Annotated in this window: 14 protein-coding genes and 2 pseudogenes; 10 read left to right on the top strand and 6 right to left on the bottom strand. The window is 67.5% G+C overall.

Translation table 11 applies throughout. The annotated features are described in order from the left end of the window. Positions 1–100 precede the first annotated feature (100 nt). On the top strand, positions 101–2,461 hold the full coding sequence (locus G4D85_RS18200) for a ribonucleoside-diphosphate reductase subunit alpha (protein WP_420821712.1): 2,361 nt from the start codon (positions 101–103) through the stop codon (positions 2,459–2,461). Positions 2,462–2,537: 76 nt separating this feature from the next. Beyond that, positions 2,538–3,548, top strand: a complete 1,011-nt coding sequence (locus tag G4D85_RS18195) for a ribonucleotide-diphosphate reductase subunit beta (RefSeq protein WP_164013541.1) — start codon at positions 2,538–2,540, stop codon at positions 3,546–3,548. Positions 3,549–3,688: 140 nt separating this feature from the next. Here G4D85_RS18195 and G4D85_RS50735 read toward each other — a convergent pair. Continuing rightward, positions 3,689–3,823 (bottom strand): annotated as a pseudogene (locus tag G4D85_RS50735) (IS481 family transposase); the annotation flags it as partial. Between the two features lie 1,316 nt (positions 3,824–5,139). Here G4D85_RS50735 and G4D85_RS49490 point away from each other — a divergent pair. From G4D85_RS49490 to G4D85_RS18155, 7 genes are all read left to right on the top strand, one after another. Further along, positions 5,140–5,319: a hypothetical protein gene (locus G4D85_RS49490; protein ID WP_240359351.1), complete on the top strand. Its 180-nt coding sequence runs from the start codon at positions 5,140–5,142 to the stop codon at positions 5,317–5,319. Between the two features lie 672 nt (positions 5,320–5,991). After that, positions 5,992–7,209 carry an HlyD family secretion protein gene (locus G4D85_RS18180; protein ID WP_164013537.1) on the top strand — a complete coding sequence of 406 codons (1,218 nt, stop codon included), beginning with the start codon at positions 5,992–5,994 and terminating at the stop codon, positions 7,207–7,209. Between the two features lie 2 nt (positions 7,210–7,211). After that, positions 7,212–9,941 carry an ATP-binding cassette domain-containing protein gene (locus G4D85_RS18175; protein WP_164013535.1) on the top strand — a complete coding sequence of 910 codons (2,730 nt, stop codon included), beginning with the start codon at positions 7,212–7,214 and terminating at the stop codon, positions 9,939–9,941. Beyond that, on the top strand, positions 9,938–12,049 hold the full coding sequence (locus G4D85_RS18170; RefSeq protein ID WP_164013533.1) for an ATP-binding cassette domain-containing protein: 2,112 nt from the start codon (positions 9,938–9,940) through the stop codon (positions 12,047–12,049). The genes G4D85_RS18175 and G4D85_RS18170 overlap by 4 nt, the downstream gene beginning before the upstream one ends. Further along, positions 12,046–13,512: a TolC family protein gene (locus tag G4D85_RS18165; RefSeq protein ID WP_164013531.1), complete on the top strand. Its 1,467-nt coding sequence runs from the start codon at positions 12,046–12,048 to the stop codon at positions 13,510–13,512. Before G4D85_RS18170 ends, G4D85_RS18165 begins: the two co-directional genes overlap by 4 nt. A gap of 6 nt (positions 13,513–13,518) precedes the next feature. Then, on the top strand, positions 13,519–15,267 hold the full coding sequence (locus G4D85_RS18160; RefSeq protein WP_164013529.1) for a hypothetical protein: 1,749 nt from the start codon (positions 13,519–13,521) through the stop codon (positions 15,265–15,267). Between the two features lie 8 nt (positions 15,268–15,275). Further along, positions 15,276–16,289 carry a phosphotransferase enzyme family protein gene (locus tag G4D85_RS18155; protein WP_164013527.1) on the top strand — a complete coding sequence of 338 codons (1,014 nt, stop codon included), beginning with the start codon at positions 15,276–15,278 and terminating at the stop codon, positions 16,287–16,289. 160 nt (positions 16,290–16,449) lie between these two features. Here the strand turns inward: G4D85_RS18155 and G4D85_RS18150 are convergent, their stop codons facing one another. Further along, entirely contained in the window at positions 16,450–18,672 is a 2,223-nt protein-coding gene (locus tag G4D85_RS18150; protein WP_164013525.1) for an RCC1 domain-containing protein, read from the bottom strand. Between the two features lie 107 nt (positions 18,673–18,779). Here G4D85_RS18150 and G4D85_RS18145 point away from each other — a divergent pair. Continuing rightward, positions 18,780–18,920, top strand: a pseudogene (locus tag G4D85_RS18145) (ATP-dependent helicase HrpB); the annotation flags it as partial. Between the two features lie 30 nt (positions 18,921–18,950). Here the strand turns inward: G4D85_RS18145 and G4D85_RS18140 are convergent. The 4 genes from G4D85_RS18140 to G4D85_RS49480 are packed head-to-tail and all read right to left on the bottom strand — an operon-like array spanning position 18,951 to position 21,669. Then, entirely contained in the window at positions 18,951–19,475 is a 525-nt protein-coding gene (locus G4D85_RS18140) for a methylated-DNA--[protein]-cysteine S-methyltransferase (RefSeq protein ID WP_164013524.1), read from the bottom strand. Continuing rightward, positions 19,472–20,965 carry a DNA-3-methyladenine glycosylase 2 gene (locus G4D85_RS18135; protein WP_164013522.1) on the bottom strand — a complete coding sequence of 498 codons (1,494 nt, stop codon included), beginning with the start codon at positions 20,963–20,965 and terminating at the stop codon, positions 19,472–19,474. The genes G4D85_RS18140 and G4D85_RS18135 overlap by 4 nt, the downstream gene beginning before the upstream one ends. A 9-nt stretch (positions 20,966–20,974) precedes the next feature. Continuing rightward, positions 20,975–21,367: a hypothetical protein gene (locus G4D85_RS49485; RefSeq protein WP_420821711.1), complete on the bottom strand. Its 393-nt coding sequence runs from the start codon at positions 21,365–21,367 to the stop codon at positions 20,975–20,977. Next, entirely contained in the window at positions 21,259–21,669 is a 411-nt protein-coding gene (locus tag G4D85_RS49480; protein ID WP_240359349.1) for a hypothetical protein, read from the bottom strand. Before G4D85_RS49480 ends, G4D85_RS49485 begins: the two co-directional genes overlap by 109 nt. Between the last annotated feature and the right edge of the window lie 1,011 nt (positions 21,670–22,680).

Genomic DNA, 22,680 nt, shown 5'->3' with positions numbered 1-22,680 from the left:
GCCCACCACCAATGGCCACCCGGTGCCGTCCATGACGGCCACGCCAGCGCCAGCGCCAGCACCCACGGAGACCGCTCCCGCCGAGTTCGGCGCCACCACGATGCGCGTGAAGAAGCGCAACGGCGGCGCGGAGCCGGTGGACCTCAACAAGATTGTCCGCGCGGTGGGTCGCTGCTGCGTGGGCCTGCCCCGCGTGGACGTCATGCGCGTGGCCACGAAGACCATCTCCGGCCTGTATGACGGCGCCACCACGCGCGAGCTGGACGGGCTCTCCATCCAGACGGCCGCCGCCCTCATCGCCGAAGAGCCCGAGTACGGCCGCCTCTCCGCGCGCCTGCTGTCCGCCTTCATCCAGAAGGAGGTCAGCAACCAGGAGATCCACTCCTTCAGCCAGTCCATCGCCGCCGGCCACAAGCACGGCCTCATCGCGGACCGGCTGCTCCAGTTCGTCCAGGCCAACGCGCGCAAGCTCAACGCCGCCATCGACCCGACGCGCAACGACCTCTTCGAGTACTTCGGCCTGCGCACCGTCTATGACCGGTACCTCCTGAAGAACCCGCAGACGCGCGAGGTGCTGGAGACGCCGCAGGAGTTCTTCCTCCGCGTGGCCTGCGCGCTCAGCGGCGACAACGCGCGCGAGGCGATTGAGCTGTACCGGCTGTTCAGCTCGCTGGAGTACATGCCCAGCTCGCCCACCCTGTTCAACTCGGGCACGCGCCACGAGCAGCTCTCCAGCTGCTTCCTGCTGGACTCGCCCGCGGACGAGCTGGACGCCATCTACAAGAAGTACTCGGACATCGCGATGCTGTCGAAGTTCTCCGGCGGCATCGGCGTGGCGTACCACCGGGTGCGCGCGCGCGGCTCGCTCATCCGCTCCACCAACGGCCACTCCAACGGCATCGTCCCCTGGCTGAAGACGCTGGACGCCTCCGTCGCCGCCGTGAATCAGGGCGGCAAGCGCAAGGGCGCCTGCTGCGTTTATCTGGAGTCGTGGCACGCGGACATCGAGGACTTCCTCGAGCTGCGTGAGAACACCGGCGACGACGCGCGCCGCACGCACAACCTGAACCTGGCCAACTGGGTGCCGGACCTCTTCATGAAGCGCGTGGAGGGAGACGGCGACTGGAGCCTGTTCGACCCGAAGGTCGTCCCGCACCTGACGGACCTGTACGGCGACGCCTTCGAGAAGGCCTACGCAGAGGCCGAGGCCAAGGGCCTGGCCATGCGCAAGGTGAAGGCGCGTGACCTCTACGCCCGGATGATGAAGGTGCTGGCGCAGACGGGCAACGGCTGGATGACCTTCAAGGACATCTGCAACCGCAAGAGCAACCAGACGGGCAAGGACGGCAACGTCATCCACCTGTCCAACCTCTGCACCGAAATCCTGGAGGTGACGAGCCAGGGTGAGACGGCGGTGTGCAACCTGGGCTCGCTGAACCTGAGCCGCATGGTGGTGGACGGGAAGTTCGACTTCGACCGCCTGCGCGCCAACGCGCACCTGGCCCTGAAGCAGTTGGACCGGGTCATCGACCTCAACTACTACCCCATCTCCACGGCCGCGGACTCCAACCGCCGCTGGCGTCCGGTGGGCCTGGGGCTGATGGGCCTGCAGGACGTGTTCTTCCAGCTCCGCATGCCGTTCGACGCTCCCGAGGCGCGGGCGCTGTCGAAGAAGATCTCCGAGGAGATCTACTTCGCGGCCCTGACCACCTCGTGCGAGCTGGCCGAGCAGCTCGGCGCGCACCCCTCCTTCCCGGAGACGCGGGCGGCGAAGGGCGAGCTGCAGTTCGACGCCTGGGGCGTGGTGCCCGAGGACACGGCGCGCTGGGATGCGCTGCGCCAGCGCATCCTGAAGCACGGCCTGCGCAACTCGCTGATGATTGCGATTGCGCCCACGGCGACGATTGCGTCGATTGTCGGCTGCTACGAGTGCATCGAGCCGCAGGTGTCCAACCTGTTCAAGCGAGAGACGCTGTCGGGCGACTTCCTCCAGGTGAACCGCTACCTCGTGCGTGACCTGCAGGCGCTGGGCATCTGGAACGAGAACGTCCGCAACCGCATCAAGATGGCCGAGGGCAGCGTGCAGGACATCACCGAGCTGCCGGAGAACCTGCGGGCGGTGTACCGGACGGCCTGGGAGATTCCGATGCGCTCGCTCATCGACATGGGCGCGGACCGCGGGGCCTTCATCGACCAGAGCCAGTCGCTCAACCTGTTCGTGGAGACGCCGAACATCGGCAAGCTGTCGTCGATGTACTTCTACGCGTGGCAGAAGGGGCTGAAGACGACGTACTACCTGCGCTCGCGCCCGGCCACGCGGATTGCGAAGGCCACGGTGAACGGGGCGGGCATGGGCACGACGATGCCGGCGACCCCTGCTCCGGTGGAGGCGAAGGCGACCGAGGCCGAGGCGGTGGCCTGCTCGCTGGAGAACCCGGAGGCGTGCGAGGCCTGCCAGTAGGCCCGAGGCGCTGAAGCACCGCAGTTCCGAAGGACAGGCAAGAACCCGCGCGCGCAGCGCAAGGAGCACCGAAGCAATGCTGCTGAATCCTGGATTGAACCTGACGCTGCGCCCGATGGCGTACCCGCAGTTCTTCGAGATGTACCGGAACGCCATCAAGAACACCTGGACTGTGGAGGAGGTGGACTTCTCCACGGACCTGGTGGACCTGCGGTCGAAGATGACGGACGCGGAGCGCCATCTCATCCACCGGCTGGTGGCGTTCTTCGCGACGGGAGACAGCATCGTCGGCAACAACCTGGTGCTGAACCTGTACAAGCACATCAACGCGCCCGAGGCGCGGATGTACCTGTCGCGCCAGCTGTATGAAGAGGCGCTGCACGTCCAGTTCTACCTGACGCTGCTGGACACGTACGTGCCGGACCCGGCGGAGCGGGCGAAGGCCTTCGCGGCCATCGACAACATCCCCTCCATCCAGCGCAAGGCGCGCTTCTGCATGAAGTGGATGGACAGCGTCCACGGGCTGGACGAGCTGCGGACGAAGGACGAGCGGCGGAAGTTCCTGCTCAACCTCATCTGCTTCGCGGGCTGCATCGAGGGGCTCTTCTTCTTCGCGGCGTTCGCCTACGTGTACTTCCTGCGCAGCAAGGGCCTGTTGAACGGGCTGGCGGCGGGGACCAACTGGGTGTTCCGCGACGAGAGCGCGCACATGGGCTTCGCGTTCGAGTGCATCCAGGTGGCGCGCAAGGAGGAGCCGGACCTCTTCGACGCGCAGATGGAGCGCGACGTGGTGGCGATGATGCGCGACGCGGTGGAGTGCGAGACGCAGTTCGCGCAGGACCTGCTGAGCGGCGGAGTGATGGGGCTGTCCGTGCAGGAGATGCGCGGCTACCTGGAGTACGTGGCGGACCAGCGGCTCCAGATGCTGGGCATGGCGCCGGTGTTCCGGACCAAGAACCCGCTGCACTTCATGGACCTGCAGGACGTGCAGGAGCTCACCAACTTCTTCGAGCGCCGCGTGTCGTCGTACCAGGTGGCCGTCGGAGTCGGTGCGGCCACGGACGTGGTGTTCGACGCGGCGTTCTGACGTAAGAAAGTCAGTCGACTCATCAAGGGCAGTGCCGCACGACGTGTGGCACTGCCCTTTTTGGTTTGCCGTGAACGGCGTCACGAGGGAACAGCTCTCGCTCGCAGCCGGCCAGGCGCAGGCGGTGCCGCATTGCCCAGCTCATCGAGCGCCTTGGCGCGGCCTGCGTCCTTGCGCGGCTGGGGCCGCAGGGAGGCGAGGCCGTGCTTGCGGAAGCGGTAGTACCAGCGCTCCAGCGTCGGCACGCGGAAGTGCCGCGTGCGCTCGGCTGCGGGTAGGCCCCGGGGGTGGCCGGCCCGCGCGCGTAGCCGAGCTGCTGCCGCGTGCCCCGCCCGTCGTCCGCCTCCTGCAGCAGTCCGGTGGGCGCGGCGTCGAGCGCCACCGTACGCGCCTTGCCCGCCACCAGGCAGTACAGCTCGGCGTTGCCGCTGCCGACGACGTCCGCGGCCAGCGGCGCCGAGACGCCCATCCCCAGGGATGCGAAGGCGCCCACCGGCTGGGCGACGAACCCGTCGCCGGTGTTGGCGTACAGCGTCGAGGTGCCGCTGCCCGGGCTGTAGAGCAGCGCGTCGGCGAGGCCGTCCTTGTTGGCGTCGGTGAAGGTGACGTGCAGCCCCTGGATGGAGGCGAGCTGCTGCCCTTGAAACATTGAAACCGTGATGACTGGCCGAGGGTGGCTGACTCAGCAGGTCGGAGGATGGCTGACTCAGCAGGCCGGAGGATGGTGCCAAGTCATCTCAAGCAGGCCGATTCACTCATCAATGCTGGCGCGGCACACGGCGGAGCAGGGACAAAATGGCGGGCGAACCTGCCCGACTTGCAAGGTTGAGATTGAGGTACCGCTCAGCTCCGGGAAGCCACGAGACTGACACAACAACCACCCAGGAGCGCCCTGGAATACTCGGCTCAAGCGCATGAGACGTTCTGGAGCAACCTGGCAGGAACGAGCACCTGCAAGATCAAGACGTTGCCAGAAATGAGAGGAGGGGCTGATGGAAAATCCCCATCAGCCCCCCTCTGGTAATCGGAAACGAGGAACGACCAGCTTCGACAGCTGGCGTCAAAACACCTGACTACTAGCGCGCCTTCGGGCCGCCGCGGACGTGGAGCTTGATCTTCATGGTGTGCCTCCTTTCTAGGCTAAACGGTACTTGTACTCAAAGCTGGATGTCAAATCGAACCAAAGATAAATGTGTGGCGCATTGCGGCGATGCGGACGAAGTCTCGCGTCGCATCGAGGCGCCCGTATTCAGACAGGGAGCGTGAATCACAAAAGCAGTGGCCGAGGTGTTGACAGGGCGCGACCATCAAGGCGACCTTGGTTCGCGGACCATGGCATATCCCTTCGCGCGGACCCCTCGTTCCCTGAGCTACGAGTCGGACACGCGCCTCGTGTTCGTCGCTCTGATGGTGGCGTGCGCAGGCGGGCTCATCGCCTGGTCGCTGTTCGCCAAGGTCCCGCTCGTCAAGGCCAGCTCACAGGCCCGGATCGAGCCACACAACGCCGTCCATCGCATCGAGCCGCCCAGCGCGGGCAGGGTCGTGCTCTCGCTGCTCAAACTCGACCAGCAGGTCAAGGAAGGCGGCACGGGTGGACGAGGTCGCGGTCAAGGAGGCGCTGGGGAGGGAGCAGGAGCTCGCGCCCAGGCACCGGCTCGCGGTGGAACGCGCGGAGCTGGCCCTCAAGAGCCCGACGGGCGCGGTCTCGGAGATGGAGAAGCTCGAGCGCAAGTACCCCCAGGCCCAGGCAGCAGTGGCCGCTGCTGCCTGAACCCTTCAAAATCTCTGTGCCGAGGTACTCGCCGAGGGTGGCTGACTCAGCAGGTCGGAGGATGATGCTTGAGTCATTTCAAGCAGGCCGATTTGCTCATCAATGCTGGCGCGGCACACGGCGGAGCAGGGACAAATGGCGGGCGAACCTGCCCGACCTGCGAAGTTGGGGTTGAGGTATCGCCCAACTCCGGGAAGCGACGAGACTGGCACAACAGCCACCCAGGAGCGCCCTGGCATATTCGGTTCAAGCGCCTGAGACGTTCTGGAGCAACCTGGCAGGAACGAGCACCTGCAAGATCAAGACGTTGCCAGAAATGAGAGGAGGGGCTGATGGAAGATTCCCATCAACCCCCCTCTGATGATCGAAAACGAGGGACGACCAGCTTCGACAGCTGGCGTCAAAACGACTGACTACGAACGCGCCTTCGGACCGCCGCGAACGTGGAGCTTGATCTTCATGTCGTGCCTCCTTTCTAGTTGAACGCTACGTGTATTCGAAACTGGATGTCAAATCGAACCAGCACTCAATGTGTGGCGCATTGCGGCGATGCGGGCGAAGTCCCGCGTCGCATCGAGGTGCCCGTATTCATCCAATGGGAGCGTGAAATACAAAGCAGTGGCCGAGGTGTTGACAGGGCGCGACCATTAAGGCGACTTTGGTTCGCGGACCATGGCATATCCCTTCGAGCGGACCCTTCGTTCCCTGAGCTACGAGTCGGACACGCGCCTCGTGTTCGTCGCTCTGATGGTGTTGTGCGCCGGCGGGCTCATCGCCTGGTCGCTGTTCGCCAAGGTCCCGCTCGTCAAGGCCAGCTCACAGGCCCGCATCGAGCCACACAACGCCGTCCATCGCATCGAGCCGCCCAGCGCGGGCAGGGTCGTGCTCTCGCGGCTCAAACTCGACCAGCAGGTCAAGGAAGGCGATCTTCTCATCGAGTTCGACGCACGGGCCGAGCGCCTCGAACTCGATCGGAGCAAGGCGACGCTCACCGCGACCGAGAAGGAGCTCGCCATCATCCGCCAGCAGATCACCAACAAGCGCGAAGAGGCGGCTTTGACGGCACGGGTGGATGAGGTCGCGGTCAAGGAGGTGCTGGGGAGGGCGCAGGAGCTCGTGCCCAGGCACCGGCTCGCGGTGGAACGCGCGGAGCTGGCCCTCAAGAGCCCGACGGGCGCGGTCTCGGAGATGGAGAAGCTCGAGCGCAAGACCGATGTCGATGCGCTCAGCTTCGCGCAGACGGCGCAGGGCCTGGCGCTCACCCGACTGCAGCGCGAGCAGAACGTGCGCCGTCAAGCCCTCGCCGCGCAGCTGCTCGGACTCGAGCGCGAGGAGCTGGGCGCCGAGGGGCGGATCCGGGAGCTTCGGGGCACCATCGACCGCCTCGAGTACCAGATCGAGCGGAAGCTGTATCGGGCGCCGGCCACGGGCCACCTGGTCGACGTGGCGGAGCTCGGCTCGGGAGCATTCATCGCTGATGGGCAGCGGGTCGGCACCATCGTCGCGAGCAATGCCGAGGTGCGGGTGCGCGCCCGTTTCCCGAAGGAGGTCGTCGGATTGATCCAGCCCGGCCAGACGGCGCGCCTCAAGCTCGACGGCTACCCGAACACCATCTACGGGACGGTCCCCGCCAGGGTGACGGCCGTCGGGACCGAGCCCGGTCAGACGGCCACGCCCGAGGCCATCCCCGGTACGGTGCGCGTCGAGCTCAAGTTCGCACCCCCGGACGATCCGCGCATCCAGCTCCGCCACGGCATGACCCTGTCGGTGGAGGTCGAGGTCGCGCGGGCGTCGCCTGTCGCGCTGCTGATGCGGGCGCTCGGCGAATGGAATCCGCAGCCTGAAGAACCGCCCGTGACCGTGTTTCAGCCCGAAGCCGAGGCCCGCTGACCATGACTCCTCCCAGGGTCCGGCGCTCGATCATTCCCGAGGTGATCCAGATCTCGGCGACGGACTGCGGTCCCGCTTCGCTCAAGAGCCTGTTCGCGGGAATGGGCGTCGAGCTCAACTATCGCGTCCTTCGCGAAGTGTGTCAGACGGACGTCGACGGCACCTCGATCGTCACCTTGGATGAAGTCGCGAACCAGCTCGGGCTCGACTCCGAGGAGGTGATGCTTCCGCTTGATCACGTGGTGGTCCCTGAAGCCAAGGCGCTCCCCGCCATCATCGTCACGCTCAGCGCGGGAGGACGGCCGCACTTCGTGGTGCTGTGGAAGCGCGTCGGCCCATTCATCCAGGTCATGGACCCGGCGGCGGGCCGTCACTGGACCCGGATTTCGACGCTGCAGAGCCACCTGTACCAGCACACCACGTCCGTTCCGGCGGCCGGCTGGCGCGAATGGGCCGGGTCCGAGGAGGCGGTCGCGACGTTCGAGCGCCGCCTGCTGGACCTGGGGGCGACGCAGGCGCGGGAGCTGGTTGCCCGGGCGCTCGAGGACCCCGGGTATCTGTCGATCGCCAGGCTCGACGCCGCGTGCCGGGCGTCCGAAGCGATGATCCGCGCGGGCGCTGTCCGGCGAGGCCGGACGGCGGCGGGTCTGCTGCAATCCATGATTGCGAAGGACGCTTCCGGCGAGGTGCCCATTCCCGCTGCGTATTGGTCCGCTCGCCCCAACCCCGAGGTGGAGGGCGAGCTGTCGATGACCGGCGCGGTGCTGATGCGGGTTCGCGGTTGGCGCGAGGCTTCGAGCGCAGGCGAAGACGCGCCGAAAGCCGTGCTCGCGAGCAGCCTGGCGACGGAGCTCGTCGCAAAGCAGGTGAGCCCGGCGCGAACGCTGCTCCGCCTGCGAGGCGAAGATTCGTGGGTCGTTCCGGGCCTGATTGCGGTGGGACTGGTGTTCGCCACCTTCGGGCGGATCCTGCAAGCGCTGATGCTCCGGGGCGTGCTCGACCTGGGGCGCGACCTCGGCACGTTCGCGCAGCGCGCGACGGGCATGGCCGTTCTCGCGGGCGTCGCGCTCTGCTTCATGGTCATCCAAATCCCCATTTCATTGGGATTGCTCGGCATCGGCCGCCGGCTCGAGGTGCGGCTGCGGAAGGCGTATTTCGAGAAGCTCCCCGAGATGGAGGACCGCTATTTCCAGAGCCGGCTCGCCTCCGACATGGCGTCTCGCACGCACAACATCCAGGCGATGCGGTCGCTGCCGCTCCTGCTCGCGCAGGCCGTCATCCTGTCGCTCGAGGTCGCGAGCATCACCGCCGCGCTCATCTGGGCCGCACCGTATGCATGGCACATCGTGCTCGCGCTCGCGGCGGTCACGCTGCTCGTGCCCCTGGTCGCGCAGAAGCTGCTCTTCGAGCCCGACCTGCGCGTGCAGATGCACTCAGGCGCGCTCAGCGGATTCACCCTGAACGCGCTCGTCGGGCTCACGCCGATCCGGATCCACGGCGCCGAGCGGTCGCTGCGCCGCGCACAGGAGACCTTGCTCGTCAGCTGGACCAAGGCGCGCTATTGGATCCAGACGCTGTCGGTCGGGTTCGAAGGCGGGCTGATGCTGGGGAGCTACGGCCTCGTCATGCTGCTCGTCTATTCGTACCTCGCGGGCACCGAGCGGGCTTCGCTGGTGTTGTTGGTCGTCTATTGGGCGCTGCGGTTCCCCATCCTCGGCCAGCGACTGATGGTGCTGAGCCGCGCGTTCCCGAATGCGATGAACCGGGTTCGCCGGCTCCTCGACATCATCGGCGACATCAAGGAGACGCCGGCCCGGCCTGAGGCGCCAATGCAGGAGCCTGTCGCGCCCGCGGCCGCCGCGAGCGGCGTTTCGATTTTGATGGAGAAGGTCCGCGTGAAAGGCGGCGGTCACACCATCCTCGACAAGGTTTCCTTGAACATCGCCCCCGGCGAGCACGTGGCCGTGGTCGGTGTCTCCGGAGCAGGCAAGTCGACGCTGGTCGGCCTTTTGCTCGGCTGGCTCCGGCCGGCGCGCGGCGAGATCAAGGTCGACGGGCAGGTGCTCGATCAGGCCGCTGTCGAGCGGCTGCGGCGCACCACGGCCTGGGTGGATCCGGCGATCAGTCTCTGGAACCAGAGCCTCATCGACAACCTCCGGTATGGCAACGATGGCGCGCACGGCTGGTCACTGTCCGGGGCGCTCAAGGGCGCCGAGATGCTCGACATCCTCGAGGCGCTTCCAGACGGGCTGCAGACGTCGTTGGGCGAAGGCGGAGGGCTGGTCTCGGGCGGCCAGGGTCAGCGCGTGCGCCTGGCGCGCGCGATGCTTCGCTCCGGCGTGCGCCTGGCCATCCTCGACGAGCCCTTTCGCGGTCTCGATCGCGACCGGCGCGCGCGGCTCCTCGCCGAGTCCCGGCGGCTCTGGGCAGACATCACGCTCCTCTGTGTCACCCACGACGTCGAGCACACCCAGGAGTTCGATCGCGTGCTCGTGGTCGAGAACGGCCGGATCCTCGAGAACGGGTCGCCGAAGGAGCTGCTCGCGAACAAAGAGTCGCGGTACGCCGTGCTCCTTCGCGCCGACCAGGAGAATCGCACGCTGCTCTGGGGCGGTGGGCACTGGCGCCATTGGTGGCTTTCGGACGGCCAGCTGGTGGAGAGGCCGGCACCGAAGCCCGTGGAGACGCCGGTCGCGGAGCCCGGCGCAGGCGGCTTGGAGCTGGTGGGATGACGCGCTCGCACTCCGACTTGTTGTGGCCGGTCGAGCGACTGCCCGACGCGCTGGAGCAACTGGCGCAGAGGCAAGGCTATGGCAGGGCCGCGGGTGAGATCGCTCCGCCCGCGGCGGCCGTCGAGCCGAGCCGGGTCTGGATGTTCGCGCTCGGAGATCGACTTGGCGTGGAGCTCGAGCCGATCACGCCGCTCTACCACGAGCTGCCCGACGTCCTCGAACGCGCCGCGCCCTGCATCCTCCAGGTCCGGCGAGACGGCGTCCCGTCCTATCTGGTGCTGCTGGGGACGCGGCGCGGGAAGCTGCGCCTGCTCGCGCGCGACGCCACGGCGGTTTCGGTCTCGACGAAGAGCGCGCTCGCGCTCCTGCGCGAAGAGCAGGAAGCCACCGTCGCCGAGGTGGACCAGCTGCTCGGCGGCGTGGAGATGTCGCCCCGTGCGCGCGAGCACGCCCGCTCCCAGATGCTGCTGCAGCGGCTCGGCCAGGTGCAGCTGCGCACTGGCTGGATCATGCGCCCCAGACGCACCGCGAGTCGGCGGACGCTGCTCGGCGACATCCCGTCGCTCGTCGCCGGCATCCTCGTGAGCCACACGCTCCTCTCGCTGGTGCTGGCTGCCTCGTTCTGGTTGCTCGGTCGCGCCGCGCTCCAGGCCCACCTCGAGACCGGCTGGTTCCTGGGGTGGATCGCCGTGATTGCCTGCGCGATTCCGCTGCGCATGCTCGAGGTGTGGTGGCAGGGCGTGTTCTCGATCCGGCTCGGAACGCTGCTGAAGCAGCAGCTCCTCGCGGGAACCCTCAAGCTGACCCCCGACGAGGTGCGGCTCGACGGTATCGGCCGCCATTTCGGCCGCGTCGCCGAGGCGGAGGTCGTCGAGCAGCTCGCGGTCGGCGGCGCCCTGCTCGCGGTGTTGTCGCTCGTCGACCTGGTCCTGGCGGGCGTCATCCTCGTGCTCGGGGCGGGAGGGTGGCCCCAGGCGATAGTGCTCGTCCTGTGGGTCGTGGTCGCGTTCGTCCTCGCGCGCCGCCACTACGGCGTCCAGCGGGCGTGGTCGAGCGCGCGCGTCGAGATCACCCACGACCTGCTCGAGCGCATGCTCGGTCATCGAACGCGGCTGGCGCAGCTCCCACTCGAGCGCTGGCATGATGGCGAAGACGTCCGCTTGAGCTCCTACTCCGAGATCTCCAAGGTCATGGATCGCCGGACCATGCAGCTGACCGCGCTCCTGCGCGACGGCTGGTTGGTGCTCGCCCTGCTGACCTTGCTGCCGGCGTTCAGCAGCAGTACGGCCAATGCCAGCGCGCTGGCGGTGTCCGTGGGCGGCATCCTGCTCGCGCTGCGAGCCTTCGACGAGGTCGCCGTCTTCTTCCAGCAGGTCTCCCAGGCGGCGGTGTCGTTCGAGCAGATCCGCGACTTGTTGCTCGCGGTGGGCCGCCCCGAGCTCGAATCGAAAGTCCCTCTCGAAATGGAGGGAGGCAAGCCCACCGACGCCGCCGGCGGAGCCCTCATCGAGGCGCGGGGCGTGACCTTCCGGCACGACGCGCGCACCCGGCCGGTGCTCGAGAACTGCTCGTTCCAGATCGCGCAGGGCGACCGCATCCTGCTGGAGGGCCCATCCGGCGGTGGCAAGTCGACGCTGGTGTCGCTGCTCACGGGCATGAGGACGCCGCAGGGCGGGGTGATGCTGCTGCACGCGTTGGACCGCGCGACGTTCGGCTCCTCGGGCTGGCGCAAGCGCATCACCGCCGCGCCGCAGTTCCACGAGAACCACGTCCTGTCCGGCAGCTTCGCGTACAACCTCCTGCTCGGGCGCGAGTGGCCGACCTCGCCCGAGCTGCGGACCAAGGCCGCCGCGCTGTGCAAGGAGCTCGGGCTGGACGAGCTGGTCGCCAAGATGCCCGCCGGCCTCGAGGAGATGATAGGCGAGACCGGCTGGCAACTCTCGCACGGCGAGAAGAGCCGGCTCTACATCGCGCGCACGCTGCTGCAGGGGGTCGAGCTGGTCATCCTCGACGAGAGCTTCGCCTCCCTCGATCCCGAGACCATGCGGGTCGCGCAGCGCTGCGTCCTCAACCACGCCAAAGCCCTCGTGGTCGTCAGCCATCCATGAGACTTCGATTTGCGCTCGCCCTCCTCACGACGTTCTGCGCCGGTTGCGAGGTGATCCGTCCCGTCGTCGTCAAACCGCCTCCGGCGCCGAGCAGCTACTCGACCGCCGTCGATCTGCGCACCGGGGGCGGGGTTCCAAGCCCGCAGCCGTCGAAGGAGGGCGTGCCCGCGCAGCCAGCCGAGCGCGTCACCCAGGACACAGTCTGGTGGTCGGCGTTCGCCGATCCCGCTCTCGACACGGCCATCCAGGAGTGCTTCAGCAACAGCCTGGTCCTGCGCGACGTGCGGGAGCTGATCTACGAGAACCAGCTTGACCCCAACGTGCCGCAAGGTTGGTGGTACCCGCTCCAGGTCGGCATCCTCAACCCGGCGGGGCTGAATCATGTCATCGCCATCGTTCCGCCCGCGCCGGCAACCCGGGTCGAGTACGACATCGCCACCGCCGATTTCGGCGTGGCCTACCAGGTCGACCTGTTCGGAAACCTCGCTGCGCAGCGGCGCGCGGGATTGAACTTCGCCGAGCAGCAGCGGCAGCTCACCGAGGCCCGCGTCCAGGACCTCGCGCTGCGGATCACCCAGGTCTGGTTCGATATCCTCGAGGCCCGCGCGCTCCGGGACCTCACGCTGCGGCAGATCGACTACAACAAGGAGCTGCTCCGGCTGATTCGAGCGCGGTTCGAGCAGCACCTCACGCCCCGGCTCGCGGTGCTGCAGCAGGAGCAGTTGCTGGTGAACCTCGAATCGCAGGTGCCGCTGATCTCCACCCGGAACGCGCTCTTGAATTCGGAGCTGAAGGCGCTGCTGGGCCGGGTACCCAGCCCCGCGGACGACATCGTTCCACTGGAGCGACAGCTTCCCGATCTCCCGCCTCCGCCACAGCTCGGAACGCCAGGCGACCTGAACGTGAACACGCCCGAGATGCGGCTCGCGGAGCTGCGCCTCGCCGAGGTCGGGCACCGCATCAACGCGAACCGGGCGAGCTGGCTTCCGACGATTCAAGTGGTGGGCAGCGTGGGCGCCGCGAAGGTTGGCCTCTCGGAGCCGGTCCTCGGCCAGTCCGTCGTCGGGGTGAACCTGACCTGGGCCCTTTTCGATGGAAGGCGATTCACCGAGCACATGCGACTGCCGATCCAGCTCCAGCGTCGCGAGGTCCAATACCAGCTCGCGCTGCACACCGCGATCGGACGGGTGCAGGATGCCGTGGTCCAGGAGGAGAACGAGGCGACGAGCCTGCGCAGCCTGCGTGCGCAGGTCCAGCTCGGGCGGCAGCTCCTGGACGAGGCGAGGCGGCTCTTCGAGCAGGGGCAATCGGACTATCTGACGGTGCTCTCCGCCCTGACGAATCTGGTCGGGCTCGAGCGCGCGAGTCTGCAAGCGCAACGGCTGCTGCTCAACCATCGCGTCGAGGTCTATCGTTCGCTCGGCGGCACCTGGTCGCGCGACGTCACACTGCAGCGGGAGTGAGAAGCCATGGCACAGCTACAAGCGGATGAGTTGCTCTACATTCCCAATCGAAAGCGGCTCACGCACGACCGGCTCGACGCAGGCAATGGCCAGCAGGTCCTGCACCTCTTCTATGGCGAAGTGGAGCTCATCTTCGACGAGCCGGACATCGCGCCCTTGGGCGAGAAGCTGCTCCAGGTCGAGCAATTTCAAGCCTCCGACGCCATGGCGTGGTCGGACGGCGCGCCCCATTCCTGGGACAAGATCCGGGACCTGCTCGAAACCTTGATCGAACAGCGGGTGCTGAGGCGGGTCTCGGATGCGCCCACGGGCCGCACCGCGGTGTCCTACCCTGAGCGGTTGGGTGAGGTGCCAGCCGGGCGTGAGCCGCTCACGTTCAGCGCCCACGACAATCGTTGCCCCGTGCTGACCGAGCAGGCGTACGGACGGGCGTTGGAGCTCTCGAACCTCGAGGTGGTCGTGCCGGTCTACCGCGTGGCGCATCCGGCGCTCGACGGTGACGGCCGGCAAGTGGGCGAGAACAACGTCGGACCGCGCACCTTGTTCCTCGATCTCCCCACCGTGCGCAAGCAGTGCCACTACGCGGGGAGCCGGTACCAGAACGAACTCCCGATGAACGTGACCGCGATGAAGGCCATGGCACGTCAGTGGCCGGACCTGCTCTCGCTGACCGAGCAGTTCCGCAAGGCCTTCTTCGCGCGCATGCCGCCCCGGACCCCGGGCGTGCTCACCGCGGGCGAGCTCCACATGATGGTCGTCTGCACGCTCGCGTCGGTCGGGTACGTGATGGTGCGGGGCAACCAGCCGGTGCCGAACGGAGAGCTCGACAACGGGCTCGCGGCCATGTTCCGGCTGATCGACGGAGTTCGCCTGGTCACCAACGACCTGGTGCGCGACGCCCCCGAGCAGCCCGTCACCGTGCAAACGATCGTGGACTATGCCGAGCGTCACGCGGTCTTCAATGGTCCGCACGGCGTGTGCGCCGGGCCGCCGGCGCTGATCAACGAATACATGCAGGTGTTGACCGGCGCGGCCCCGGCACCGATTGAGGCCCAGCCCGACATCGCGGCGCGCCTCGGCGATCTCGACGCCGCGATCGATTACGGCCTGCTCGGGCAGCGCGTCGAAGCGGTGGTCCGCTTCCTCGGCGCGACCCAGGGGCTGCTCCACGAACGGCTCCGGGCGGCGTTCGCCGGACACCTCCCGCGCACCGCGCTGCAAGAGTTCGTGGAGGCGCCGATCGATGTCGCGCGTTACCCGTTGCTCCGGGACGATTTCCCACTCGCCGAGACATACCAGCGCGAGATCAAGCTCAGCCGCTGGTTGTTCGCGCGCATCGGCGAGGCGTTCCCCGGCACGCCACAGGGCACCTCGCTGGACGAGTTGGCGAAGCTGGATCCCGCCGAGCAGGACACGAGCCAGCGGCGACTGGCCGAGCTCTTCGCGCATGGGCTGCCGGGAGACAAGGTCGTGGCGGAGCCCATCTGCGGTGAGCTCGCTGGCGTCACTGCCAGCGCGTTCGCCCTCGAGCGCCGGTGCTTGCGCGTCGTCGAGCGCGAGCAAGCGATGCTGAACCAGCGGCTCCGGCGCCCGGATCACCCCCTGACCGGCACAGACCTGGCTGTGTTCACGCGGCCGCGCAATGGCCCCCCGTTGGCGGAGACCCTCGCGCGCGGCCTGGGCGTCTCGGTCACCAGCCACTCTGCCTCGACCGTGCTGGGCTACGGTGAGAGCAGCCTCACGTTGAAGGATTAGAGGGTTCGATGCATCCAGAGCTCGTCCGCCGCTTCCACGAACCGATTCGCGATGAGGCTGCGCGCCGGTATGGCCTGTCGCCCGAGCAGCTCACCGAGCTCGCGGCCTTCGAGAACTTCGTCTACGAGGCGGAGAACGACGACGGCGAAGGCCTTATCTTGCGCATCTCGCACAGTACGCGGCGAACGATCGACTACACGCTGGGTGAGGTCGAGTTCGTTCGCTATCTGGCCGCCGCGCGCATTCCAATCGCCTCGCCGGTCCTCTCCGATTCGGGGCAGTTCGTGGAGCGGATCGAAGACCGCGAGCCCGGCAGCTACTTCGTCGCCACCGCGTTCGAGCGCGCGCCGGGCATCGTCTTCGACGACGCGCCTCCGCTCAAGGAGCGCTACTGGCAGCCCCCCCTGTTCCGCGACATGGGCCGGCTGTTCGCGCGGCTCCACAACCGCGCCCAGACCTACGCGCCTTCGAGCCCCAGGCTCAAGCGCCAGGAATGGCATGAGTACGACGTGGTCGACATCGACCGGTTCGCGCCTCCCGAGGAGAAGCTCGTTCGCGAGCGCACCGCGGCGATCATCGCGCGATTGAACCAGCTACCGCGAACACCGGAGAGCTACGGGCTGATCCACGCCGATCTCCACATGCACAACTTCTGCTTCGCCGAAGGGAAGATCACCGCGTTCGACTTCGACAACTGCGAGTACGCGTGGTTCGTCAAGGACATCGCGGTACTCCTCTTCTACATCGCGCGAGGCGAGGCTCGAGAGGCGCGCGACGAAGCGGTCGCTGCGTTCCTGGGGCCGTTCCTCGAAGGGTATCGGGAGCTCCGACGGATGGATCGCGAGTGGCTCGCGGCCGTGCCGGACCTGCTCGCGCTCCAGCGCTCGATGAATTACGCGCTGTTCCACCAGTATCGCGACCCGGCCGTGCTCGACGAGAGCACGCTCGACCGGTGGGGGCGGTTCCGGCGCGACATCGAAGCGGACACACCCGTCCTGCAGATTGATTTCACGAGCTTCTAGCGCATGGCAGGAGCCTGGGCCTGTTGGCTGTCTACTCTTGGAAGTCATTCCCGGGCTCAGGCCGTCATCCGGGAAAATCCTGAGTAAAACCGGATATCTGGGTTGCGGGCCCCGGGGGTGAAAAATCCCGGGGCCCGGGTTCATCCGAGCAGGCCGCGTCTCAATCCAGGAGGGAGGGAGACGGGACGAGGACGCCGTCGGGCTGGCCGCGGCCGAGCTGGCCGTAGAGGTTGTCGCCCCAGGACCACACGGTGCCATCCGGCTGGACGGCCATGGCGTGCCCGACGCCCACGGCGAGGGACGTCACGCCACTGGTGATGACGGGGACCTTGGTGGGCAGGTTGCTCATGTACCAGGAACCGTTGCTCGCCAGGTCCCAAGCGAGGTTGCCGCCCGCCCACACCTGCCCGTTGGCGGTCACCGCCATGCCCGTGTTGTTGCTGGCCGTGACGTCGATGAGCCCTTCGACCGCCATGCGGACCGGAACGAAGTTGACGGCCTGCAGGGTGGCCATGCTCGTGGTGTGGTCCGAGCCCCAGCTCCAACCACTTCCGTCCGCGCGCACGGCCATGCCGAAGTTGATGCCTCCCGCGATGGAGACGACGTCGTTCAGCCCCGAGACCTGGACCGGCGTGCGACGAGTCGTGGTCGTGCCGTCGCCCAGCTGGGCCCAGGCGTTCCTACCCCACGCCCAGGCCGTCCCGTCATAGAGGATGGCGTAGGAGGTGTCGGGCCCGGCGAAGACCTTCATGACGCCGTTCAGGTTGGAGACCTGGACCGGCGTGTTGGAGTAAGCCGCCGTCGAGCCATGGCCCAGGCTGCCGTGGTCGTTCCTGCCCCAAGCCCAGACCGTGCCGTCATCCCGCAGCGCCAGGGCGTGGGTGGAGCTGAGGGAGATGGCGATGATGACGCCGAGCCCCGAGACCTGGGTGGGAACAATCCGGTCGGCGGGCAGTGTCGTGCCGCCCCAGCTCCACACCGTGCCATCCGAGCGAAGGGCGAGCGACTTCGTACTGCTCGCGGCAATGGCGGTGACGTCCGTGAGGCCCTGGACCGGGACGGGCGCCAGGCGCCACACCTGGGTTCCATCTCCGAGCTGTCCAACGGAGTTATCTCCCCATGCCTGGACCGTGCCGTCGTACTGGAGCACCAGGGAGTGCGCGTCTCCGGCCGCGACGGCGAGCGCGCCGGTCAGTCCTCCCTGCACGAGCCCGGGCTCCACGTACTGGAGGGTGGCCCCGTCCCCGCGTTGCCCGTCGCCCTTGCCGCCCCACGTCCAGAGGGTTCCATCCGTGCGCAGCGCCAGCACATGGCCCGCGCCCGCGGCGAGGACCGAGGCCCCCGTGAACCCTGGCACCTGAGCGGGGGTGGACCGGGTGACCTTGGTGCCGTCCCCCAACTGGCCCGTGAAGTTGTAACCCCAGGACCACACCGTGCCGTTGGATTTGACGGCCAGTGAGAAGTTGCCGCCCGCGGTGACGTCGACGACCCCGCTCAGCCCCGGCACCTGGGCGGGCGTGGGGCGGGAGAGCGCGAGGTTGTCGCCGAGCTCGCCGGTCCAGTTATCGCCCCAGGACCACACCGTGCCATCGGCCTTGACGGCCAGGGTGTGCTCACCGCCCGAGGCCGCCGCGACGACGCCGGTCAGGACCTGCACGGGGACCGCGACCGGGCTGCTCGTGGCGCCGGTACCCAGTTGCCCGGTCCAGTTGTCACCCCAGGCCCAGAGGGTTCCATTCGAGCGGATGGCGAACGAGCTGTCTCCGGCGGCGAATACGGCCACGACGCTCGTCAGGCCCTGGACCTGCACGGGCGTCTCGAAGCTGCCGTAGTAGGTGCTGCCGAGCTGGCTGTCGGTGTTGCTGCCCCAGCCCCAGACCGTGCCGTCGGGCTTCAGCACGAGGGTATGGCTTGCGCCCGCGGCGATGGAGACCACGCCCGAGAGCCCGGGCACCTGGGCCGGCGTGGTGCGCGAGGTCTGGCTGCCATCACCGAGCCGACCGCCTCCGTACCAGCCCCAGGTCCAGACGGTGCCTCCGGAGCGGAGCGCCACGGAGTGGCGGTCGCCCACCGCCACCGAGGTCGCCCCGGTCAACACCGGCACCTGCACCGGAGTCGACGTGCGGTAGAAGCCCGTCGCGCCGAGCTGGCCGTACACGTTGGAGCCGGACGCCCAGACCGTGCCATCCGAGCGGATGAAGAGTGAATGATAGTTGCCCGCGGCGACCCGGACTCTCGGCTTGATGCGCTGGAGCGCTGCCTCCTGCTGGCCTTCGACCTCGGATTCGGACTCCTGGGCCTGATGTCCGCAACCCACGGACAACAGCAACCCCAGCGTGAGACCCACTGCACTTCGCAACCGCGAGAACGATGTATGTTTCATGGACTCCCCTTGACTGAGAGGCCGTCGAGACGGAAGTCCGAATTTCTTATTCAGCCCGTATACGAGGAACAGCCTGCAAGCGGAGATATCAGGCCCGGTCGGGATGCTCCGGCAAGCCGTTCTCCAACGCGGAGCTGCTGTCGCGCCAGGCGTCCATGTATCGCTACACGCAGGAGTTGGACCTGGTGGGCAAGGTGGTGGAGAAGGCCACCACCGGCCTCAAGGACGTGGTGAAGACGCAGGTGTAGTGGAGAGCGGGACGATGCGATTGCGCGGCGTTACCGCCCCGCGATCGATACGTTGTCGGACTGAGCGAACAGGTCGTCCTGCGGCAACGCGCCTTCCAGCGACAACAGGAATTGCTTGGTCGGCAGCCCGCCACCGAACCCGGTGAGGCTGCCATCGCTGCCGATCACGCGATGGCAGGGCAGCACGATCGGCAGTGGATTGCGGCCGTTGGCGGCACCGACCGCGCGCGTGGCGCTGGGTTTGCCGACGCGGGTTGCCAGCTGCGCGTAACTGATCGTCTCGCCGTAGGGGATCGTCGCCAGCGTCTGCCACACACCGCGCTGAAAATCGGTGCCGCGCGGCGCCAGCGGCAGGTCGAACGCACGACGCTTGCCGGCGAAATACGCATCGAGCTGCGCACGCGTTTCGCGCAGCACGTCGTTGTCGCCTTCATTCCAATCGCTGCCGCGTTGCATCGGATGCCGCGGCGAATTGAATTCGATCAGGCGCAGGCCCTGTTCGTCGGCGGCGATCAGCAGCGGGCCGACCGGGCTGGGCATGAACCGGTAAATCATGGTGCACCTGCCTTCTTGGGTTGCGTCATCGTGTCGCGCCACAGGTGGATCACCGCGTACGCGCGCCACGGACGCCACGCCTCGGCGTGTGCGGACAACACTTTCGCTGTAAGCCGCGAGCCGTCGTTCGGCAACGCCCGCTGCAGCACCAGGTCCTCGGCGGGAAACGCATCGGGATGACCGAGTGCGCGCATCGCGACGTATTGCGCGGTCCACGGGCCGATGCCGGGCAACGCGACCCAGCGTGCCGCGAAATCATCGAGCGTGCGCTCGGGCTTGAAGTCCACCCCGCCGTCGAGCAACGCGCGTGCCATCGTGCGCACCGTTTCAGCCCGGGCGCGGGTGAGGCCGATCGCAGAGAGATCGGCATCGGCAAGTGCTTCGGGGGTCGGAAACAGATGCTCGAGTCCAGGTGCAAACGCTGCCGGCAAGGCCTGCCCGAACCGCTGCGCCAGCCGCGCCGCCACGGTGCGCGCCGCCGCCACGCTCACCTGCTGCCCGATGATCGCGCGCACCGCGATCTCGAAGCCGTCCCAGCCGCTGGGCAGGCGCAGCCCCGGGCGCCGTTTCAGCAACGGACGCAAGCGCGCATCGGTCGACAGCGCAGCGGCGATTGCCTGCGGATCGGCATCGAGATCGAACATCCGCCGCAGCCGGTTCACGATGTCCAGTAGGCGCGCCGGTGCGACGCCGTGCAGCTCGAGCTTCAACGCATGCTCATCGCCGGGCCATGCCGACACGCGCAACCAGCCCGGCGTTTCGACGGGTCCAATCACCCTTGTATAGCTCGCAGCGTCGACGACTTCCACGCCGGGCAACGCACGCCCGCGCAGGAAATCCAGCATCGCTGCGAAGTCGTACGGCGGCCGATAGCCGAGGCGCAGCGACAGCGCTTCGCCGCGTTCCTTCAGCGGACGCTTGCGCAGGTCGCGCGGCGCCATCCGGTACGCCGCCTGGAACGTCGTGTTGAAGCGCCTCAGGCTGCCGAATCCGGCGGCGAGCGCGACCTGCGTGATCGGCAGCGTGGTCTCGGTCAGCAATTGCTTGGCGAACAATAATCGCCGCGTCCCGTGCACGCCGATCGGCGGCGCGCCCAGGCGCTCGACGAACAGGCGTCGCAACTGGCGCTCGCCGATGCCGATGCGGTCCGCAAGCGCTGACAGCGGTTGCTCGGCAAGCGCGCCGGCATCGATGAGTTTCAGGGCGCGCGCCACCGCGGCGTCGCCGCGTCGCCAGCCACCGTCGCCCGGAGCGAGCTCGGGACGGCAGCGCAGGCAGGGGCGGAACCCCGCGGCTTCCGCGGCGGCAGCGGTGCCGTAATAAGTAATGTTCTTGGGCTTCGGCGTCGGCGCCGGGCAGACCGGCCGGCAATAGATGCCGGTGCTGGTCACGGCAATGAAAAACAGGCCGTCGAAGCGCGGATCGCGACTCAGGCGCGCCTGCTCACAGACGTGCGCGGCGGGGACGGTATTGCTGGTGACGCTCGACATGGGAGCAGGCTAGCACCGGCCGGCAGCGCGGACTCGCCGGATTCGGACGTTGGTGTTTTCTGGCAGGAAGGCGACGAACAGGCCGGTGGCGAGATCCACGGCCTGGCCGGTAATGCGGCCCGCGTCGTCGATGTCGTTGGCGGTCAGCACGAAGTCATCGTCGCCGGAAACGATCAATGCCTGCAGGTCCGTCATCACGCCGTTCTGCCACACGAACCCGCGGCACACGTCGTTCGCGTCGCAGGACTGGCCGACGATCCGGCCCGCGTTGTTGATTCCGCTCGCCTGGCTCGTCACGTCACCGGGCAATGTTCCGATGTCCTGCATGCCGCCGCGCTGCGTCCACAGGAACGCGTGCGGGTTGAAGGCGGTACCGGGCGCGGTATTGGCGAAACCGACGATGTCGCCGCGCTGGTTGATTGCGGTCGGCGTGTTCCATGCATCGCCACCGATATTGCCAGGTCGGTGATCGTCGCGCCATCCCAGCGCACTGCATGGATCGCGCTGCGCTGACCGACTGCGATATCGCAGATACCGGAGATGCCGACCGCCTGGCCGCGGTCGTTGACGGCGGTGGCGGCGCTGACCGTGTCGTCGCCGAGCGGCGGTAGTTCGCGGATCTGGTCGTTCGTACCCCACATGACTGCGCGGAACTGCAATACCTGCGGTGCGACGCAGGTCGAGTCGTGCACGGTGTTGCGCATAAGAGGGATGGGGGCCCTGTTGAGGGGGAGGGAGGGTGCAGAGGGGCCGAGGAGGGCCGCTGACGGGGCCGCCCGAGCGCTGCTCCCGGTCGGTGGACAGGCCGCTTGAGCCCCCTTGGGGCACACGCCTGCCCAGGCCGCGCTCCCATCAGGTGCGTGGCAGGAGCCTGGGCCTGGCCCAACTGCCCCCTCATGCGAGCACCACCCCGTGAACGGTTTCGCGGACTGAAGGTCCGTCGGGCTCCCGAGCATTTGCGCACAGGCACCCTCTGCGCAGCCGAGCCCACGCGCCAGACTCGCGCCAGCTCCCTCAAGCAGGAGCGGGGGAGGCGAGCGCGGGGCATGAGGCAGCGGCGAGGAAGGAGAGGAAGAAGGAGGGGACACCGCGAGAGGACTGGGCAGAGTTGCGCAGGAGGACGTTCGACTACAACGTGTTCGCCTGCGTGAGGTGTGGAGGCAGGCTCAAGCGGCCTGTCCACCGGCCGGGAGCATCGCTCGGGCGACCCCATCAGCGGCCCTCCTCGGCCCCTCTGCACCCTCCCTCCCCTCAACAGAGCCCCCATCCCTCTTATGCGTACCTTTGCGGTCGGCTCCTTCCTGTCCACACCTCAGTCCACCCAAACACGTCCATGCTCAGCATCAACAAACGGCGAGCTTCCGACAGGCGCACCATCACTGGCACTGCTCATGTCAGTTCGGCCCCATCGGCCCGGTGGATGATTGAAAATAGACGTACCTGATGCTCAAGCACAAAGTCGTTTGACGAATACTCATTCGTCCTGCAATTTGGAGCGCCCAACAAAAGTAAGAGCAGAGGCGGTTCGCCCGAGGAGGCCCGCGGGGTATCCGAGGGGCGCCACCCTTAAGCCTTACTTTTTCTGAGCTCATATTAGACACAAGGCCTCAGGTAGATCCGGTCCGCAGAATCGGCGAGATGCCCAGGGGAGGGGTTGACTGGGGTGACGATTTGCATCCGGCAGGCCCGCCGGACGCGCTACTGCACCGTGTTCC

The organism is Pyxidicoccus trucidator (genome assembly GCF_010894435.1).
Classification (GTDB): Bacteria; Myxococcota; Myxococcia; order Myxococcales; family Myxococcaceae; genus Myxococcus; species Myxococcus trucidator.
This window is presented reverse-complemented; position numbering and strand designations above follow the sequence as displayed.

Bases quoted from the DNA above. Each gene is read 5' to 3' on its own strand.
- G4D85_RS18140 (WP_164013524.1), bottom strand. From the start codon at position 19,475: ATGATTTACCGGTTCATGCCCAGCCCGGTCGGCCCGCTGCTGATCGCC.
- G4D85_RS18170 (WP_164013533.1), top strand. From the start codon at position 9,938: ATGACGCGCTCGCACTCCGACTTGTTGTGGCCGGTCGAGCGACTGCCC.
- G4D85_RS49480 (WP_240359349.1), bottom strand. From the start codon at position 21,669: ATGCGCAACACCGTGCACGACTCGACCTGCGTCGCACCGCAGGTATTG.
- G4D85_RS18165 (WP_164013531.1), top strand. From the start codon at position 12,046: ATGAGACTTCGATTTGCGCTCGCCCTCCTCACGACGTTCTGCGCCGGT.
- G4D85_RS18200 (WP_420821712.1), top strand. From the start codon at position 101: ATGCGCGTGAAGAAGCGCAACGGCGGCGCGGAGCCGGTGGACCTCAAC.
- G4D85_RS18160 (WP_164013529.1), top strand. From the start codon at position 13,519: ATGGCACAGCTACAAGCGGATGAGTTGCTCTACATTCCCAATCGAAAG.
- G4D85_RS18155 (WP_164013527.1), top strand. From the start codon at position 15,276: ATGCATCCAGAGCTCGTCCGCCGCTTCCACGAACCGATTCGCGATGAG.
- G4D85_RS18135 (WP_164013522.1), bottom strand. From the start codon at position 20,965: ATGTCGAGCGTCACCAGCAATACCGTCCCCGCCGCGCACGTCTGTGAG.
- G4D85_RS18150 (WP_164013525.1), bottom strand. From the start codon at position 18,672: ATGAAACATACATCGTTCTCGCGGTTGCGAAGTGCAGTGGGTCTCACG.
- G4D85_RS18175 (WP_164013535.1), top strand. From the start codon at position 7,212: ATGACTCCTCCCAGGGTCCGGCGCTCGATCATTCCCGAGGTGATCCAG.
- G4D85_RS18195 (WP_164013541.1), top strand. From the start codon at position 2,538: ATGCTGCTGAATCCTGGATTGAACCTGACGCTGCGCCCGATGGCGTAC.
- G4D85_RS18180 (WP_164013537.1), top strand. From the start codon at position 5,992: ATGGCATATCCCTTCGAGCGGACCCTTCGTTCCCTGAGCTACGAGTCG.